Here is a 16319-nt window from a genome sequence, read left to right on the forward strand (position 1 = left end):
TGTGCGCTGCCGCGGACACCCGAAGTCCATGGAATGGGGCGCATCCAACGGGAATGGCCCCAACACCGCCCTGCATCGCAGGAGCCGGGAGGTAGCCATGAACAACGGCGATGTGCTGTGGGCTTGGGTGGCCGGAGTCACCGTGTCCGTTGCCCTGCTGGTCGGGCTGTCCCGCGCGGACGGGCCGCCGACCCACGCCACGGACGGGCATTTCACGCTACCCGACATGGCGATGGGCGCCGCGGGTTGGGATTACGAGGCGTGGGAGCGGACCGGCGGAACGCCGCCGCGGCCCGAGTCGGAGGACGCGCTCGCCCGGATGCTCGACATGCTGGAGGGCATTCCCCCGGCATCGGGCGCCGCCCTGCCCGACGGGGACACGGCCGACACCGGCGGGGCCGAAACCCACTGACTCCGTGAACTGTTTGCCATGGCCACCCCGTGCGGCCATGGACTCCGCGGGCCCGGTCGCCATATAACGGCGGTCATGACGCGCGAATTCCTGAAGATGCACGGGCTCGGCAACGACTTTGTCGTGATCGACGCCCGCAACACGCCGTACACGCCGGCCGAGGCCGAGGTGCGTGCCATCGCCGACCGCAAGACCGGGGTGGGCTGCGACCAGTTCATCGTGATCGAACCGGCGAAAACGGACGGCACGGCGGGCTTCATGCGCATCCGCAACGCCGACGGCGGCGAGGTGTCGGCCTGCGGCAACGCCTCGCGCTGCGTCGGCTGGCTGCTGATGGAGGAGGCGGGGGCGGAGCGCGTCGCCTTCGAGACCAACGCCGGCATCCTTCAGGCCAGCCGCGCCGACAACGGGCGCATCACCGTGGACATGGGGCCGGCCCGCCTGGACTGGGCGCAGATCCCGCTGGCCGGCCCGGCGGACACGCTGCGCGTCGACGCGGTGTCGCACGGTGGCTTCGCCGGTCCGGTCGCCGTCAACATGGGCAACCCGCACGCCGTCTTCTTCGTGGACGACGTCGAGGCGGTGCCGCTGGCCGAGGTCGGCCCGGTGTTCGAGAATCACCCGGTCTTCCCCGAACGCAGCAACGTCGAGTTCGTCCAGGTGCTGTCCCCCGGCCGCGTCCGCATGCGCGTGTGGGAGCGCGGGGCCGGCATCACCCAGGCCTGCGGAACCGGCGCCTGCGCCACCGCGGTCGCCGCGATCCGCCGCGGGCTGACCGACCGCAAGGTCGACGTCATCCTGGACGGCGGCACCCTGACCATCGAATGGCTGGAGGACGGCCGCGTCCTGATGACCGGCCCGGTCGCCCTCAGCTACAGCGGGCGGCTGTCTGCGGAGTTGGCGGCCGCCTGAATGAATGGCCGCCCGTTAGGCTGAAAGAGCATGAGCGACACTGTGACCAACGAGCCGGAGATCGTCACCTTCGGCTGCCGCCTCAACACCTACGAATCCGAGGTGATGCGCACCCATGCCCGCAACGCGGGTCTGGAGGACGTCGTCATCGTCAACACCTGCGCGGTGACCTCGGAGGCGGAACGGCAGGCGCGCCAGACCATCCGCAAGCTGCGCCGCGAGCGCCCCAACGCCCGCATCGTGGTGACCGGCTGCGCCGCCCAGATCGACCCCCAGCGCTACGGCGCCATGCCGGAGGTCGATCAGGTGCTGGGCAACCAGGAGAAGCTGCAGCCCGAGAGCTGGGGCCTGGCCCCGGCGGAGAAGGTGCTGGTCAACGACATCATGTCGGTCAAGGAGACCGCCGGCCACCTGATCGGCGGGTTCGAGGACCGGGCGCGCGCCTTCGTCCAGGTCCAGCAGGGCTGCGACCACCGCTGCACCTTCTGCATCATCCCCTACGGCCGCGGCCCGTCGCGCTCCGTCCCGATCGGGGCGGTGGTGGAGCAGGTGCAGGCGCTGGTGAAGGCCGGCTACAACGAGGTCGTGCTGTCCGGCGTGGACATCACCAGCTTCGGCCCCGACCTGCCGGGCACCCCGACGCTGGGGCAGATGGTGCGCCGCCTGCTCGCCCTGGTGCCGGAGCTGCCGCGGCTGCGCCTGTCCTCGCTCGACTGCATCGAGATCGACGACGACCTGTGGCGGCTGATCGAGACGGAGCCGCGGCTGATGCCGCACCTCCACCTGTCGCTCCAGGCCGGCGACGACATGATCCTGAAGCGCATGAAGCGCCGGCACAGCCGCGCCGACGCCATCGCCTTCTGCGAGCGCGTGCGCGCCCTGCGCCCCGACATGGTCTTCGGCGCCGACTTCATCGCCGGCTTCCCGACCGAGACCGACGAGATGTTCGAGAACACGCTGCGGCTGGTCGGGGAGTGCGGCCTGACCTGGCTGCACGTCTTCCCCTACAGCCCGCGCCCCGGCACCCCGGCCGCCCGCATGCCGCAGGTGGACGGCGGCCTCCGCAAGGAACGCGCGGCCCGTCTGCGCGCGCGCGGCGCCGAGGCGGAGGCCCGTACGCTGGCCTCCCTGGTCGGGCGCGAGGTGTCGGTGCTGGTCGAGAAGGACGACCTCGGCCGCACCCAGCATTTCGCCGAAATCCGCCTGGGCACGCCCCGGCCCCCCGGCTCCGTCCTGCGCGCCACGGTCACCGGCGTGGCCGGCGGCGCGCTGACCGGCACCCCCCTTTGAGAACAGTGGACACGCCATGATCCTGCGTTGGTTCGGCCGCAAGAAGCCCGAAGAGCAAGCCCGCAAGGACGAGACGGCCGCCCCGCTCCCGGAGCCGGTCCCCGCCGAGCCTGCGCCCGCGGAACCGGTGGCCGCAGAGCCGGTGGCCGAGGAGCCGCCGGCCCCCGAGCCGGAGCCCGCGCCGCCGGAGCCGCTTCCCGAACCCGAGCTGCCGCCCCCGCCCGCGGTCGAGACGCCGCCCCCGCCGCCCATCGCCCCGCCGTCCGAACCGGAGGAGCGCGAGGACGCGCCGGAGATCGTCCGCGACGACCTCCCCGCGGCCCTGACCGCCGAGGAGGAGAAGCCCAAGAAGGGCTGGTTCGCCCGGCTGAAGGACGGGCTGTCCAAGTCCTCGTCCAAGCTGACCGAGGGCATCTCCGGCATCTTCACCAAGCGCAAGCTCGACGACGAGGCGCTGGAGGAGCTGGAGGAGCTGCTCATCACCGCCGACCTCGGCCCGACCACGGCGGCCAAGGTGACGGCGGAGCTGGCGCGCACCCGCTTCGGCAAGGAGGTCAGCCCCGAGGAGGTCAAGGCCACGCTGGCCGCCGAGGTGGCGAAGATCGTCGGCCCGGTGGCCAAGCCGCTGGTCATCGACGCCGCGCTGAAGCCCCACGTCATCCTGGTGGTCGGCGTCAACGGCACCGGCAAGACGACGACCATCGGCAAGCTGGCCCGCCAGTTCCGCGCCGAGGGCAAGACGGTCATGCTGGCCGCCGGCGACACCTTCCGCGCCGCCGCGGTCAGCCAGCTGAAGATCTGGGGCGAGCGCACCGGCTGCCCGGTGATCGCCCGCGACACCGGGGCCGACGCCGCCGGCCTCGCCTTCGACGCGCTGGAGGAGGCGCGGCGCCAGGGCGTGGACATCCTGCTGATCGACACCGCGGGCCGCCTGCAGAACAAGGCCGGCCTGATGGAGGAGCTGCGCAAGATCGTCCGCGTCATCAAGAAGGTGGACGAGAGCGCCCCGCACACCACCTTGCTGACGCTGGACGCCACCACCGGCCAGAACGCGCACAACCAGGTGGAGGTGTTCCGCGACATGGTGAACGTCTCCGGCCTGATCCTGACCAAGCTGGACGGCTCGGCGCGCGGCGGCGTGCTGGTCTCGCTGGCCGAGCGCTTCAAGCTGCCGGTGCACGCCATCGGCATCGGCGAGGGCGTCTACGACCTGCGCCCCTTCGACGCCGACCAGTTCGCCAAGTCGCTGATGGGGCTGCCGTCCCAGTAACGGCGGCGTAACGGCGGCCCGGTGGCGGCCCCTTGGCGGCCCGGTGGCGGAAGGAGCGAGAAAGGGACTTCCGGCAGCTTCACCCAGGCCCTATCTGAAGAGTCATGACGGCTGCCCAGACCTCCCCCTCCCCCGTTCCTCCCGGTCCTGTCGAGCGCTTCACCGACGCGGACGCCGCCCTGGCCCTCGTCAAGGACCTCTACGACCGCAACACCGCCTATCTGCGCAATCGCTTCGCCGCCTTCACCCGCGGCGAGGACGGCGGACGGCGGGAGCAGGCCCATTACCCCTATGTCCGCCTCTCCACCGCCTCGGCGGCCACGGTGGACACGCGGCTGGCCTACGGCTTCGTCGAGGGGCCGGGCACCTACTCCACGACGCTGACCCGCCCCGACCTGTTCGACCGCTATTACCGCGAACAGCTCTCGCTCCTGCTGCGCAACCACCATGTTCCGCTGGAGGTCGGGGTCAGCGACGAGGCCATCCCCATCCACTTCGCCTTCCCCCAGGGCATGCATGTCGAGGGCGACCTGACGCCGGAGCGGCTGGCCGGCCTTCCCGACCTGTTCGACCTGCCCGACCTCGCCCGCATGGACGACACCATCGTCAACGGCACCTACGAGGAGGCGCTGAACACGGTGAAGCCGCTGGCGCTGTTCACCGCGCCGCGGGTGGATTTCTCGCTGCACCGGCTGCGCCACTACACGGCGACGGCGCCGGAGGATTTCCAGAACTTCGTCCTGTTCACCAACTACCAGTTCTATGTGGACGAGTTCATCCGCATGGCTCGCGAGATCATGGAGCCGGCCTCCGATCCCGAGCTGGCCGACTACCGCAGCCAGTACGACCGCTTCGTCGAACCGGGCGGCGTCATCGCCCACAACGCGAATCTGGGGGGCGATCCCGGCGAGGCGCCCACCAACGGCGCGCGGCTGCTCCGCCTGCCGCAGATGCCCGCCTACCACCTGACCCGCCCGGACGGCAACGGCATCACGCTGGTCAACATCGGCGTCGGCCCGTCCAACGCCAAGACGATCACCGACCACATCGCCGTGCTGCGCCCGCACGCCTGGATCATGCTGGGCCACTGCGCCGGCCTGCGCAGCACGCAGCGGCTGGGCGACTATGTGCTGGCCCATGGCTATGTCCGCGACGACCATGTGCTGGACGCCGACCTGCCGACCTGGGTGCCCGTCCCGGCCCTGGCCGAGGTGCAGCGCGCCCTGGAGACGGCGGTGGAGCGGGTGACCGGCCTGTCCGGCTACGCGCTGAAGAGCATCATGCGCACCGGCACCGTGGCGACCATCGACAACCGCAACTGGGAGCTGCGCGACCACCGCGAGCCGCTGATGCGCTTCAGCCAGAGCCGCGCCGTCGCGCTGGACATGGAAAGCGCCACCATCGCCGCCAACGGCTTCCGCTTCCGCGTTCCCTACGGCACGCTGCTCTGCGTCTCCGACAAGCCAATGCACGGGCAGCTGAAGCTGCCGGGCATGGCCGACCGCTTCTACCGCGAGCGGGTGGACCAGCATCTGAAGATCGGCGTGCTGGCCATGGAGCTTCTGCGCGAGCACGGCATGGAAACCCTGCATTCCCGCAAGCTGCGCAGCTTCGCCGAGGCGGCCTTCCAGTAAGGTAAGCCATTCTGCCTCACCCGAAAGTGCAGGCGCCAAAGGGCGTCCGCGTCTTATCTTGGGGTGCTCGGCAACGAAGGGAATTGGACCAATATGGCCGTGCGTGCAGGTTGGAGCGTCATCGCCGCCCTCTCATTCGGGCTGGCGGCAGGACCGGTGCTGGCCCAGGACGGTGTTCCGAAAACCGACAGTGCCCCGAAAGCCGACAGTGTTCCGAGCACGGAAACCGCTCCGCCGCCGGAAACCACGCCGCGGTCCGGCCCGTCCATCGGCGCCTGGGTCGACAACGACCTGTTCGGCGGCGGCACCGACCGTTACTACACAAACGGAGTCCAGTTCTACTACGTCTCCGGCGACCGCCCGACCTACGGCAACATCGACTGGCTGGCCAACCTCGTCCCCTGGATCGGGGAGCATGGGGTGCGGCGCTACGGCATCGCCTTCGGCCAGAACATGTACACCCCCAGCGACATCACCAAGCCGATCCCCGACGCCACCGACCGCCCCTACGCCGGCTGGCTGTACGGGCGCCTGTCGGTGATTTCGGAAGAGACGCGGCAGGTGGACCGCATCGACCTAGACCTCGGCATGGTCGGCCCGGCCTCGCTGGCGGAACAGACCCAGAAGGCGGTGCACCGCATCGTCCCCGGCGCCCGCTGGCCGGAAGGCTGGGACTACCAGCTCAAGAACGAGCCGGGCATCATCCTCAGCTACGAGCATGTCTGGCGCGCGGAGCGGCCGACGCGCATCGGCCCCTTCGAGGCGGACATCAGCCCCCACGTCGCCGGCAGCGTCGGCAACGTCCTGACCTTCGGCGGGGCGGGCGTCACGATGCGGCTGGGCGGCAACATGGCGCCGCCGGTCGGCGCGCTGATCCTGCGCCCCACCGCCAGCATCCCCTATCAGGACAGCGTGGCCGCGGGCGCGCCGCGCCCGCCCTTCTCCTGGTACGTCTACGCCGGGGCGGAGGGGCGCGCGGTCGCCCGCAACATCTTCCTCGACGGCAACAGCTTCCGCGACAGCCGGTCGGTCGACAAGCACAACTTCGTCGCCGCCTTCCAGCTCGGCATCGCGCTGCGCTACGGCCCGTTCGGCATCTCCTACGCCCAGAACTTCCTGTCGCCGGAGTTCGAAGGGCAGAAATCCTACAGCAACTACGGCTCGATCCGCGCCTCCTACCGGTTCTGACCAAGCCAGGGGGGATCACCCCGCTTCCCTCTTTATCCCAAGCCCGGTTCGGTCTATGTGAGGGTCATGAACCAATACGCCCGACTGCTGATCGAAGCCGGCCCGCTGGCGGCCTTCTTCATCGCCAATTCCCAGGCCGGCATCATGATCGGCACCGCCGTCTTCATGGTGGCGATCAGCATCTCCGTGCTGGTCTCCTGGCGGTTCGAACGCAAGGTGCCGGTGATGCCGGTGGTCGGGGCGGGTTTCGTCCTGCTGTTCGGCGGACTGACCCTGTGGCTTCAGGACGACCTGTTCATCAAGATCAAGCCGACGCTGGTCAACCTGTTGTTCGCCGCGGTTCTGTTCGCGGCGCATCTGACGCGGCGCAACGTGCTGAAGCATGTCCTGGGGTCGGTGCTGAACCTGACCGACGCGGGGTGGCGCACGCTGGCGATCCGCTGGGCGTGGTTCTTCCTGCTGCTGGCCGCGCTGAACGAGGTGGTGTGGCGCACCATGACCACCGACGCCTGGGTGAACTTCAAGGTGTTCGGCATCATGCCGCTGACCCTGCTGTTCAGCGCCCTCCAGGCCCCGCTGATCCTGCGCCATCAGGTGCCGGAGGAGCCGCCGGCCGAGAAGTCCTCCTCCGCCTCCTGACCGCCCCCTCTTTCCCACGGAGCGCACCCGCCATGTCCCAGGATTACCCGCGCGACCTGATCGGCTACGGGTCCCGTCCGCCGCACCCCTACTGGCCGGGCGGGGCGCGGGTGGCGGTGCAGTTCGTCATCAACTACGAGGAGGGCGGGGAGAACTGCGTCCTGCACGGCGACGCCGCGTCGGAGGCCTTCCTGTCCGAGATCGTCGGCGCCCAACCCATCGTCGGCATGCGCCACATGAACATGGAGTCGATCTACGAGTACGGCTCCCGCGCCGGCTTCTGGCGGCTGCACCGCATGTTCACCCAGCGCGGCCTGCCGGTGACCGTCTACGGCGTCGCCATGGCTCTGGAGCGCAACCCGGACGCCGTCCGCGCCATGCAGGACGCCGGGTGGGAGATCGCCACCCACGGCTACCGCTGGATCGACTACCAGCATCTGCCGGAGGAGGTGGAGCGCGAGCACATGCTGCGGGCCATCGAGGTGCACACCCGCGTCACCGGCTCGCGCCCGCTCGGCTGGTATCTCGGGCGGTGCAGCCCCAACACCTGGAAGCTGGTCTCGGAGGAGGGCGGCTTCCTCTACAACGCCGACAGCTACGCCGACGACCTGCCCTATTGGGACGACCGCTTCGGCCGGCCGCAGCTGATCGTGCCCTACACGCTCGACGCCAACGACATGCGCTTCGCCACCAACCAGGGCTTCAACACCGGAGAGCAGTTCTTCACCTACCTGAAGGACAGCTTCGACGTGCTCTACGCCGAAGGGGAAGACCAGCCGAAGATGATGTCGGTCGGGCTGCATTGCCGTCTGGTCGGGCGTCCGGGGCGCGCCGCGGCGCTGGCCCGCTTCCTCGACTATGTGGGGAGCCACGACAAGGCGTGGGTCGCCACCCGGCTGGACATCGCCCGCCATTGGATGGCCGAACACCCCTACCGGCCGGCGGCCTGATCCGGGAGGAAGCGAACCGGGCGGGCGTCCAGCCCAACTTTCTCACGCCAATTCGTCGCATCGGCGTTTGAACGAACGTCGAAATACAGTAGAAGGTCTTTGGATCGCGGCGCGGCCCTTTCGGGGCCGCGGTCCCGTGACTGCCGATTCCTTGCGATCTTCAACTGGGTGCGCACGCCGCCGTGACGTTCAAGGATGAGATGAAGGCCGCCGGTCAGACGGCGGATCACAAGGCGCGCCCCATGGCCGATGCCCCCGCCGACGATGGCGGGGAGGCCAGGGACGACATCGCCCGCCTTCTGCGCGCCCTCAACGACGACCTGAAGGCCGACCCGGCGGAGGATGACGATCTCCTGTCCCCGGACGCCGGGCGGAAGGCGGAGCGGCACCTGCCCATCGGCAAGATCGCCGCGGCGCTCGCCGCCGCCATCGGCATCGGCGCGGTCGTCGTGATGCTGGACCAGGGCGGGGACGCGCCGTCCCCGCCCCCGGCGCCGCTCATCACCGCCGTCCCCAGCGCCCCGGCCCCCGGCGGCGGCTCGCCCGGCGGCGTGGCTCCGGCCCAAGCCAAACCGGAAGCGCTGATCACCCGCGCGGCGCCCGCCCCCGCTCCGGCCCAACAGACGCCGATGCAGACGCAGACCGTCGTCGCTCCGGCCGCACCGGCGCCCGCCGTGGCCACGCCGCCCATGGCGCTGCCGCAGATTCCGCCGCCCGCGCTGAAGGTGCCGGAACCGCCGGCCCTGCCGCCGCCCGCCCCCGCCGTCACCAAGCCGGCCGACCCCGCGCCGCACCCCGTGGAATCAACGGAGAGCGCCAAGGCCCCGGCGCATCCGCCGGCTTCGACCCCGACGCCGCCTCCGGCCGAGCCCGCCAAGGCCCCGGCCGCCGCCAGGACCACGGAGACGGCGGAGCTTCAGGCCATGCTGTCGGCCCCGCCCCCGCCGGCCGCGACCCAGCGTCCGGCCGCCGCTCCGCGCCCGGCGCCGCAACCGGCCAAGCCGGCGCCCAAGACCGTCTCCACCCCGCCCGCCGCGGCGCCCGCCATGCCGTCGTCGTCGGGCGTGCTGACTCCCCCGCCGTCCGCCGCCGCTGTGGACGGGCGCTACGCCGTGCAGGTCGGGTCCTTCCAGCAGGCCGACAACGCGGAGGGTCTGGTCCGCCGCCTGCGCGGTCTCGGCTTCAACGCCTACGCGCTGGACTGGACGGATGCCGAGCAGCGGTCCTGGCACGTCGTCCGCGTCGGCGGCTATGCCGACACCGCCGCCGCCCGTCAGGCCGCCGCCTCGCTGAAGGGCAAGGTGGAAGCGCAGCCCATCGTCGTCTCGACGCGCTGACCGCAGGCAACGACGGCGCCGCGACAAACTGTCGCTGCCGACTATTCCGCTTCTTTCCTTTGCAAAAGCCCGCCCGCAATTTCGGTATTGCGGGCGGGCTTCGTCTTGATCTGTCCTTCTCCTTGCCGCTAACATGGGATTGAACAGGCACGCATATTAGAACAAGCGCAGCCCGCAAGAAGCCGGCGCACCAGACCGGCGAACCGGAGGAAACCCTGGTATGAAGCCGACGATCCTGGTCGCCGACGATGAGCCCAGCATCGTCCTGTCCCTGCAGGTCCTTTTGCAGAAGGCGGGCTTTGCCGTGCGCATCGCCCGCAACGGCGAGGAAGCCCTTGACTCGGTTGCGGAAAGCACGCCCGACCTGATCCTGCTGGACGCCATGATGCCGCGGCGCGACGGGTTCGACGTCTGCCAGTCGCTGCGCGCCAACCCCGCCTACCAGTCGCTGCCCATCATCATGCTGACGGCCAAGAGCCGCGACGTGGAGCGGCAGAAGGGCATGGCGCTGGGCGCCACCGACTACATCACCAAGCCCTTCTCGACCCGCGACCTCGTCACCACCGTCCGCAAATACCTGAATCCCGAAGGCAGCGCGGGCGGAACCGCGGAGCCGCAGCCATGAGCGCCCCGGCGACCACCGGAAGCGCCGGAACCGCCGCTCCGGCGACCGCCCCGGCGGAGCCCCGGCGGATCATCCCGCTGGCCTTCCGCGCCGCCGGCGTCGGCCTGCCCCTGCTGTCGGTGGGGGCCGCGGTCGGCTTCAGCGCGAACGGCGACCCGAACGCCTTCGTCACCTACGCCGTCACCATGACCGCCGCCATGACCGCCGGGGTCTGGGGCCTGTGGAGTCTGGTCGACCGGCGGCTGCTGCGCGCCTCGGAGACGCTGAGCCGCGAGGCCGGGCTGATCGCCCATGGCGCCGCCGACGGCAAGACCGGCGCGCGCATCCCGCTGGCCCGCTACGGCGACCTCGCCCCGGTGGCCAAGGCGGTCAACGAGCTGTCGGACAAGCTGTCCGCCGCCCGCCGCGACACCGCCCGCATCGTCGCGGAGTCGACCGCCAAGGCGGAGGAGCAGAAGACGCGGCTGGCCGCCGTCCTGCGCGACCTGCACGAAGGCGTGCTGGTCTGCAACCTCAAGCACCAGATCCTTCTCTACAACCAGACGGCGCTCGACATCCTGCATCTGGCCGGCGACCTCGGGCTGGGCCGCTCCCTGCTGCATTTCGTGGTGGCGGAGCCGGTCACCCACACGCTGGAGCGGCTGACGCTCCGCGTCCGCGAGGGGCGGCACGTCAACCACGAGCACGGCACCACCGCCCAGTTCGTCGGCGCCACCACGGACGGGCACATCCTGCTGGCCGGGCGCATGAGCGCCATCCTGCAGGACCCGCCGGAAGGCTCGGACGAGCCGCCGACCATCACCGGCTACGTCATCACCCTGTCCGACGCGACCAGCGAGCTGGCCGCGCTGGGCCAGCGCGACGCCCTGCTGCGCGAGGCGACGGAGGGCTTCTGCGCGCCCATCGCCAACCTGCGCGCCGTGCTGGAGACGCTGGACGACACGCCGGAACTAGGGCCGGAGGAGCGCGCCGCTTTCCAGGCCGCGCTGATGGACTCCTCCAACACCCTGTCGGAGCGGCTGGCCCGCGTTACCAACGCGTACCGCAGCGTCGTCACCGGCTCCTGGCCGATGAGCGACATCCACTCCACCAACCTGATCAACCTGATCCGCCACCGGGTCGGGCCGGACGCCCAGTACGGCGTGACGCTGACCGGCCTGCCGCAATGGGTGCACGGCGACAGCTACAGCCTCGTCATCCTGTTCGGCTATCTGATCGAATACGTCTACGCGCTGACCGGGGTCCCCGCCTACGACCTGTCGGTGGAGCCCGGGGACAGCTGGGTCTATCTCGACATCACCTGGCGCGGCCCGTCGGTGCCCAGCGGCATCGTGGACAGCTGGCTCGACCACCCGCTGCCCGACGCGCTGGGCGGCCTGACCGTCGGCGACGTGCTTCAGCACCACAAGAGCACGATGTGGAGCGAGCCGGTGAAGGGGCCGGGATCGGACGACGAGCTGCTGTCGCGCCTGCGCGTGCCGCTGCCGCCAGCGCTGAAGCCGCCGTCGGCCCACACGGCGGCGCGCGGCGGGGCGCGGCCGGAGTTCTTCGACTTCAACCTGCTGCACCAGCCGCTGGCCACCAGCGAGCTTGGCCGCACGCCGCTCGACCAGCTCCATTACGTCGTCTTCGACACCGAGACGACCGGCCTGTCCCCCAGCACCGGCGACGAGATCATCCAGATCGCCGCCGTGCGCGTCGTCGGCGGGCGCATCCTGACCGGCGAGACCTTCAACACGCTGGTCAACCCGAAGCGGAGCATCCCGGCGGAATCGATCCCCTTCCACGGCATCACCGACGCGATGGTGGCCGACAAACCGACCATCGACAAGGTGCTGCCGCAGTTCCGCGGCTTCGTGTCGGGCGCCGTGCTGATCGCCCACAACGCCGCCTTCGACCTGAAATTCCTGAAGATGAAGGAACGGGCGTCGGGCGTGCGCTTCGACAGCCCGGTGCTCGACACCATGCTGCTGTCGCGGATGCTGCTCGGCGAGGGCGGCGACCACACGCTGGACGGCATCGCCGAGCGGCTGGGGATCGAGGTGGTGGACCGCCACACGGCGCTGGGCGACAGCCTCGTCACCGCCGCGGTCTTCCTGCGCATGGTGGAGATGCTCAAGGAACGCGACGTCCGCACGCTCGACGACGCCATCCGCGGCGCCAACATCATCGTCGAGCTGGCGGCGCGGGAGCGCGCCTTTTGACCGGGGGGCCCGCCCCGCAACCCGCAACCCCGCCCTCCGCGCCCCCCGCACCGCGCCGGGCGGGCGCCGACCGCCTGATCGCGCTGTTCCTGTTCGGCGTCGTCGCCTTCAACCCGCCGCTGCTGCGCGTCTTCGGCGCCGGGGACACGCTGCTCGGCCTGCCGCTGCTGTACGTGTACGCGCTGGGGGTGTGGGGCGGGGTGATCGCGCTGTCCGCCGTTCTGCTGGAACGCAGGGGGCGCTGACATGCCCTGGCCCACCATCGTCGCCGCCAGCTTCGCCTATCTGCTCCTCCTCTTCGCCATCGCCTGGTGGGCGGACCGGCGGGCGGACGGCGGGCGCAGCGTCATCGCGTCGCCGTACGTGTACGCGCTCTCGCTAGCGGTCTACTGCACCACCTGGACCTTCTACGGCTCGGTCGGGCGGGCGGCGTCGCTGGGCATCGGCTTCCTGCCGATCTATCTCGGCCCGACCCTGCTGATGCTGCTGGGGCCGCTGGTGCTGCGCAAGATCCTGCGCATCGCCAAGGCGCAGCGCATCACCTCCATCGCCGACTTCATCGCCTCCCGCTACGGGCGCAGCCAGGGGCTGGGCGGGCTGGTGGCGCTGACCGCGGTGATCGGGGTGACGCCCTACATCGCCCTGCAGCTCAAGGCCGTGGCGGTCAGCTTCGACGTGCTGTGGGGCACCGACCCGTCCGGCGCCACCGGCGGCCTCTCCCTGCCCGTCGTCCTCGACAACGCCTTCTACGTGGCGGTCGTCATGGCGGCCTTCGCCATCATGTTCGGCACGCGCCACATCGACGCGGCCGAGCATCACGAGGGCATGGTGGCGGCCATCGCCTTCGAATCCGTGGTCAAGCTGGTCGCCTTCCTGGCGGTCGGCGCGGCGGTGGTCTGGGGACTGCACGACGGCCCGACCGAGCTGTTCGCCACCGCCGCGGAGCATCCGGAGATCCGCGACCTCTTCACCTCCGCCCCGGCGCTGGCGGACGGGTCGTGGCTGACCATGACTCTGCTCTCCATGGCGGCGGTGCTGTGCCTGCCCCGCCAGTTCCAGGTGACGGTGATCGAGAATGTGGACGAGCGGCACCTGACCCGCGCCCTGTGGCTGTTCCCGCTCTACATGCTGCTGATCAACCTGTTCGTCCTGCCGGTGGCGGTGGCCGGGCTGATGCGCTTTCCCGACCGGGCGGTGGACCCGGACATGTTCGTGGTGGCGCTGCCGCTGGCCGCCGGGGAGGACTGGCTGGCCCTGCTGGCCTTCATCGGCGGGCTGTCGGCGGCCACCGGCATGATCGTGGTCGAGGCCATCGCGCTCTCCACCATGGTGTGCAACGACATCGTGATGCCGCTGCTGCTGCGCGCCCGCAGCGCCCGGCTGGAGCGGCTGCACGACCTGTCGCCGCTGCTGCTGACCATCCGGCGCGCCGCCATCGTGGCGATCCTGCTGCTCGGCTACCTGTATTTCCGCATCGCCGGCTCGGCCTACGCGCTGAGCGCCATCGGCCTGATCTCCTTCACGGCGGTGGCGCAGTTCGCCCCGGCGCTGATCGGCGGCGTCTATTGGGCGGGGGCGACCCGGCGCGGCGCTCTGGCCGGCCTCAGCGCCGGCATCCTGACCTGGGCCTACACGCTGCTGCTGCCCAGCTTCGCGCGGTCCGGCTGGCTGCCCGCGTCCTTCATCGACCAGGGGCCGTGGGGCGTCGCCCTGCTGCGGCCCTACGCCCTGTTCGGGCTGGACGGCATGGACCCGCTGACCCATGCCCTGTTCTGGAGCATGCTGCTCAACATCGGCCTCTACGCCGTGGTGTCCCTGCTCGACCGCCCCGGCCTGGGCGAGCGGGCGCAGGCCACCGCCTTCGTCGAGGTGTTCCAGCACCGCGACCCCCCCCTGCCGACGGGCGCGTGGCGCGGCACCGCCACGGTCGGCGACCTGCAGCGCATCGTCGCGCGCTTCCTCGGCCCGCAGCGGGCGGAGGCGGCCTTCGCCCAGCATGTCCGCCGCCACGGGCCGCTGGAGCCCGACCGCCGGGCCGGGGCGGAGCTGGTGCGCTTCGCCGAACGTCTGCTCGCCGGGGCCATCGGCGCCGCGTCGGCGCGGGTGGCGCTGGCCTCCGCGGTCGAGGGCGGCGAGGTCAGCTACCCCGAGCTGATGCGGATGCTCGACGAGACCAGCCACGTCATCGAATACAGCCGCCAGCTCGAACACAGGACGGCGGAACTGCAGCGCGCGTCGGCCGCGCTCCGCGCCGCCAACTTGCGGCTGACGGAGCTGGACCGGCTGAAGGACGAGTTCCTGTCCACCGTGACGCACGAGCTGCGCACGCCCCTGACCTCCATCCGCGCCCTGACCGAGGTGCTGCACGACAACCCCGACATCGAGCTGGAGCAGCGGCAGGAGTTCCTCGGCCTCGTCATCACCGAGAGCGAGCGGCTGACCCGCCTCATCAACCAGGTCCTCGACATGGCGAAGATCGAGGCCGGGGAGATCGACTGGCAGGTCGGCCCGATGGACCTGGGGTCCGCGCTGGAGCAGGCGGCGGCGGCCACCGCCCGGCTGTTCCACGAGCGCGGCATCGCGCTGGCCGTCGCCATCCCGCACGGTCTGCCGGCGGTGCGCGGCGACCATGACCGGCTGGTGCAGGTGGCGGTGAACCTGCTGTCCAACGCCGCGAAGTTCACCCCGGCGGGCGGGCGGGCCGCGCTGTCCGTGGCGGCGGAGGGCGAGGCCCTGCGCGTGACCGTCACCGACAGCGGCCCCGGCATCGCCGCGGAGCATCAGGCCATCGTCTTCGACCGCTTCCGGCAGGTCGGCGACACCATGACCGACAAGCCGCAGGGCACCGGGCTGGGGCTGGCCATCAGCAAGCGCATCGTCGAGCATCTCGGCGGCCGCATCTGGGTGGACAGCGCCCCCGGCCGCGGCGCCACCTTCGCCTTCACCGTTCCGCTGGCAGGAACAGGTGCGGCAGGAACTGGCGAGCGGGCTGTGTCACAAAACGATCAAACGGCGAAAGAACCGGACCATACCGGCGGAACGCGCTCCGGTTGACACAGGTCAGTCCAGTTGCCTTAACGAATCCTTATACGTGTTTCAGGCAGGTTTTTTACCAAATGCCGGACATGAACAGTCTCCCGGACGGGGCGTTGCCCGGTCGGGTTGCAAGGAGACGGGCGGTGACTTTGATCAAGTGGAGCGACGAGGGGGGGACGGTGCGGCTGGGCCTGCCCAGCGACCTCGACCTCGCCATGGCCCAGCCCCTGCTGGACAGCCTGCGCGCCGGCTTCGCCGCCTCCGGCACCGTCATCGCCGAGGCCGCGGCCGTGGAGCGGGTCAGCACCGCCTGCGTCCAGGCGCTCCTGGTCGCCTCCCGGCACGCCGCCGAACAGAACCGTACGTTCGCCATCGCCCAGCCGTCCGAGGTCCTGGCGGAAGCCTGCGAGGATCTGGGGCTGGACGGCTGGTTGAAGCAATGGAGCCAAGCGTGAAGAAGAAGGTACTCACCGTCGACGATTCGCGGACCATGCGGGACATGGTCTCCTTCACGCTGAAGGGCGCCGGCTACGACGTGGTCGAGGCCGCCGACGGCCAGCAGGCGCTGGGCGTCATCGGCGCCAACAAGGTGGACCTCGTCATCACCGACCTGAACATGCCGGTGATGGACGGGCTGACCCTGATCCGCCGGCTGCGCGCCACCCCGGCGCACCGCACGCTGCCCATCCTGATGCTGACCACCGAGGCCGACGAGAAGAAGAAGTCCGAAGGCCGGGCGGTGGGGGCGACCGGCTGGATCGTGAAGCCCTTCAACCCGGAGAAGCTGATCTCCGTCGTCCAGAAGGTGTGCGGCTGACGCCG

The 16319-nt window shown here is 70.6% G+C and carries 15 protein-coding genes; all 15 read left to right on the forward strand.

Going from position 1 to position 16319, the window contains the following annotated elements:
• The first annotated feature begins 97 nt into the window (after positions 1-97).
• A complete protein-coding gene (locus TSH58p_RS09625; RefSeq protein WP_109072113.1) occupies positions 98-412 on the forward strand; it encodes a hypothetical protein in 315 nt (104 codons plus the stop codon).
• A gap of 75 nt (positions 413-487) precedes the next feature.
• Positions 488-1324 carry a diaminopimelate epimerase gene (gene dapF, locus TSH58p_RS09630; protein ID WP_109072112.1) on the forward strand — a complete coding sequence of 279 codons (837 nt, stop codon included), beginning with the start codon at positions 488-490 and terminating at the stop codon, positions 1322-1324.
• A gap of 30 nt (positions 1325-1354) precedes the next feature.
• Positions 1355-2614 (forward strand): tRNA (N(6)-L-threonylcarbamoyladenosine(37)-C(2))-methylthiotransferase MtaB, encoded by a 1260-nt coding sequence (gene mtaB / locus TSH58p_RS09635; RefSeq protein ID WP_109072111.1) that lies wholly within the window; start codon positions 1355-1357, stop codon positions 2612-2614.
• Positions 2615-2630: 16 nt separating this feature from the next.
• Positions 2631-3884, forward strand: coding sequence for a signal recognition particle-docking protein FtsY (gene ftsY, locus TSH58p_RS09640; protein WP_109072110.1), 1254 nt, complete (start codon positions 2631-2633; stop codon positions 3882-3884).
• A gap of 104 nt (positions 3885-3988) precedes the next feature.
• On the forward strand, positions 3989-5518 hold the full coding sequence (locus tag TSH58p_RS09645; RefSeq protein WP_109072109.1) for an AMP nucleosidase: 1530 nt from the start codon (positions 3989-3991) through the stop codon (positions 5516-5518).
• Positions 5519-5611: 93 nt separating this feature from the next.
• Positions 5612-6706 carry a lipid A deacylase LpxR family protein gene (locus TSH58p_RS09650; protein ID WP_109072108.1) on the forward strand — a complete coding sequence of 365 codons (1095 nt, stop codon included), beginning with the start codon at positions 5612-5614 and terminating at the stop codon, positions 6704-6706.
• A 66-nt stretch (positions 6707-6772) separates the two neighbouring features.
• Entirely contained in the window at positions 6773-7345 is a 573-nt protein-coding gene (locus tag TSH58p_RS09655; RefSeq protein ID WP_109072107.1) for a septation protein A, read from the forward strand.
• 32 nt (positions 7346-7377) lie between these two features.
• Positions 7378-8295, forward strand: a complete 918-nt coding sequence (gene puuE, locus TSH58p_RS09660; RefSeq protein WP_109072106.1) for an allantoinase PuuE — start codon at positions 7378-7380, stop codon at positions 8293-8295.
• A gap of 182 nt (positions 8296-8477) precedes the next feature.
• The gene (locus TSH58p_RS09665) at positions 8478-9632 is read left to right on the forward strand and encodes an SPOR domain-containing protein (RefSeq protein ID WP_158282647.1); all 1155 of its coding nucleotides are present in this window, start codon (positions 8478-8480) and stop codon (positions 9630-9632) included.
• 220 nt (positions 9633-9852) lie between these two features.
• A complete protein-coding gene (locus TSH58p_RS09670; RefSeq protein ID WP_109072104.1) occupies positions 9853-10257 on the forward strand; it encodes a response regulator transcription factor in 405 nt (134 codons plus the stop codon).
• Entirely contained in the window at positions 10254-12461 is a 2208-nt protein-coding gene (locus TSH58p_RS09675) for an exonuclease domain-containing protein (RefSeq protein WP_109072103.1), read from the forward strand. The genes TSH58p_RS09670 and TSH58p_RS09675 overlap by 4 nt, the downstream gene beginning before the upstream one ends.
• Positions 12458-12706, forward strand: coding sequence for a hypothetical protein (locus TSH58p_RS09680; protein WP_109072102.1), 249 nt, complete (start codon positions 12458-12460; stop codon positions 12704-12706). Before TSH58p_RS09675 ends, TSH58p_RS09680 begins: the two co-directional genes overlap by 4 nt.
• Before the next feature lies 1 nt (position 12707).
• Positions 12708-15515 (forward strand): sensor histidine kinase, encoded by a 2808-nt coding sequence (locus tag TSH58p_RS09685; RefSeq protein ID WP_109072101.1) that lies wholly within the window; start codon positions 12708-12710, stop codon positions 15513-15515.
• A gap of 125 nt (positions 15516-15640) precedes the next feature.
• The gene (locus TSH58p_RS09690) at positions 15641-15952 is read left to right on the forward strand and encodes a lipid asymmetry maintenance protein MlaB (RefSeq protein ID WP_109072100.1); all 312 of its coding nucleotides are present in this window, start codon (positions 15641-15643) and stop codon (positions 15950-15952) included.
• Positions 15937-16314 carry a response regulator gene (locus tag TSH58p_RS09695; protein ID WP_014241666.1) on the forward strand — a complete coding sequence of 126 codons (378 nt, stop codon included), beginning with the start codon at positions 15937-15939 and terminating at the stop codon, positions 16312-16314. The genes TSH58p_RS09690 and TSH58p_RS09695 overlap by 16 nt, the downstream gene beginning before the upstream one ends.
• Positions 16315-16319: the final 5 nt, after the last annotated feature.

Origin of the sequence: Azospirillum sp. TSH58 (assembly GCF_003119115.1) — a bacterium.
Taxonomy (GTDB): domain Bacteria; phylum Pseudomonadota; class Alphaproteobacteria; order Azospirillales; family Azospirillaceae; genus Azospirillum.

Bases quoted from the DNA above. Each gene is read 5' to 3' on its own strand.
- TSH58p_RS09685 (WP_109072101.1), top strand. From the start codon at position 12,708: ATGCCCTGGCCCACCATCGTCGCCGCCAGCTTCGCCTATCTGCTCCTC.
- TSH58p_RS09625 (WP_109072113.1), top strand. From the start codon at position 98: ATGAACAACGGCGATGTGCTGTGGGCTTGGGTGGCCGGAGTCACCGTG.
- dapF (WP_109072112.1), top strand. From the start codon at position 488: ATGACGCGCGAATTCCTGAAGATGCACGGGCTCGGCAACGACTTTGTC.
- TSH58p_RS09670 (WP_109072104.1), top strand. From the start codon at position 9,853: ATGAAGCCGACGATCCTGGTCGCCGACGATGAGCCCAGCATCGTCCTG.
- TSH58p_RS09655 (WP_109072107.1), top strand. From the start codon at position 6,773: ATGAACCAATACGCCCGACTGCTGATCGAAGCCGGCCCGCTGGCGGCC.
- mtaB (WP_109072111.1), top strand. From the start codon at position 1,355: ATGAGCGACACTGTGACCAACGAGCCGGAGATCGTCACCTTCGGCTGC.
- puuE (WP_109072106.1), top strand. From the start codon at position 7,378: ATGTCCCAGGATTACCCGCGCGACCTGATCGGCTACGGGTCCCGTCCG.
- TSH58p_RS09695 (WP_014241666.1), top strand. From the start codon at position 15,937: ATGGAGCCAAGCGTGAAGAAGAAGGTACTCACCGTCGACGATTCGCGG.
- TSH58p_RS09650 (WP_109072108.1), top strand. From the start codon at position 5,612: ATGGCCGTGCGTGCAGGTTGGAGCGTCATCGCCGCCCTCTCATTCGGG.
- TSH58p_RS09645 (WP_109072109.1), top strand. From the start codon at position 3,989: ATGACGGCTGCCCAGACCTCCCCCTCCCCCGTTCCTCCCGGTCCTGTC.
- ftsY (WP_109072110.1), top strand. From the start codon at position 2,631: ATGATCCTGCGTTGGTTCGGCCGCAAGAAGCCCGAAGAGCAAGCCCGC.
- TSH58p_RS09675 (WP_109072103.1), top strand. From the start codon at position 10,254: ATGAGCGCCCCGGCGACCACCGGAAGCGCCGGAACCGCCGCTCCGGCG.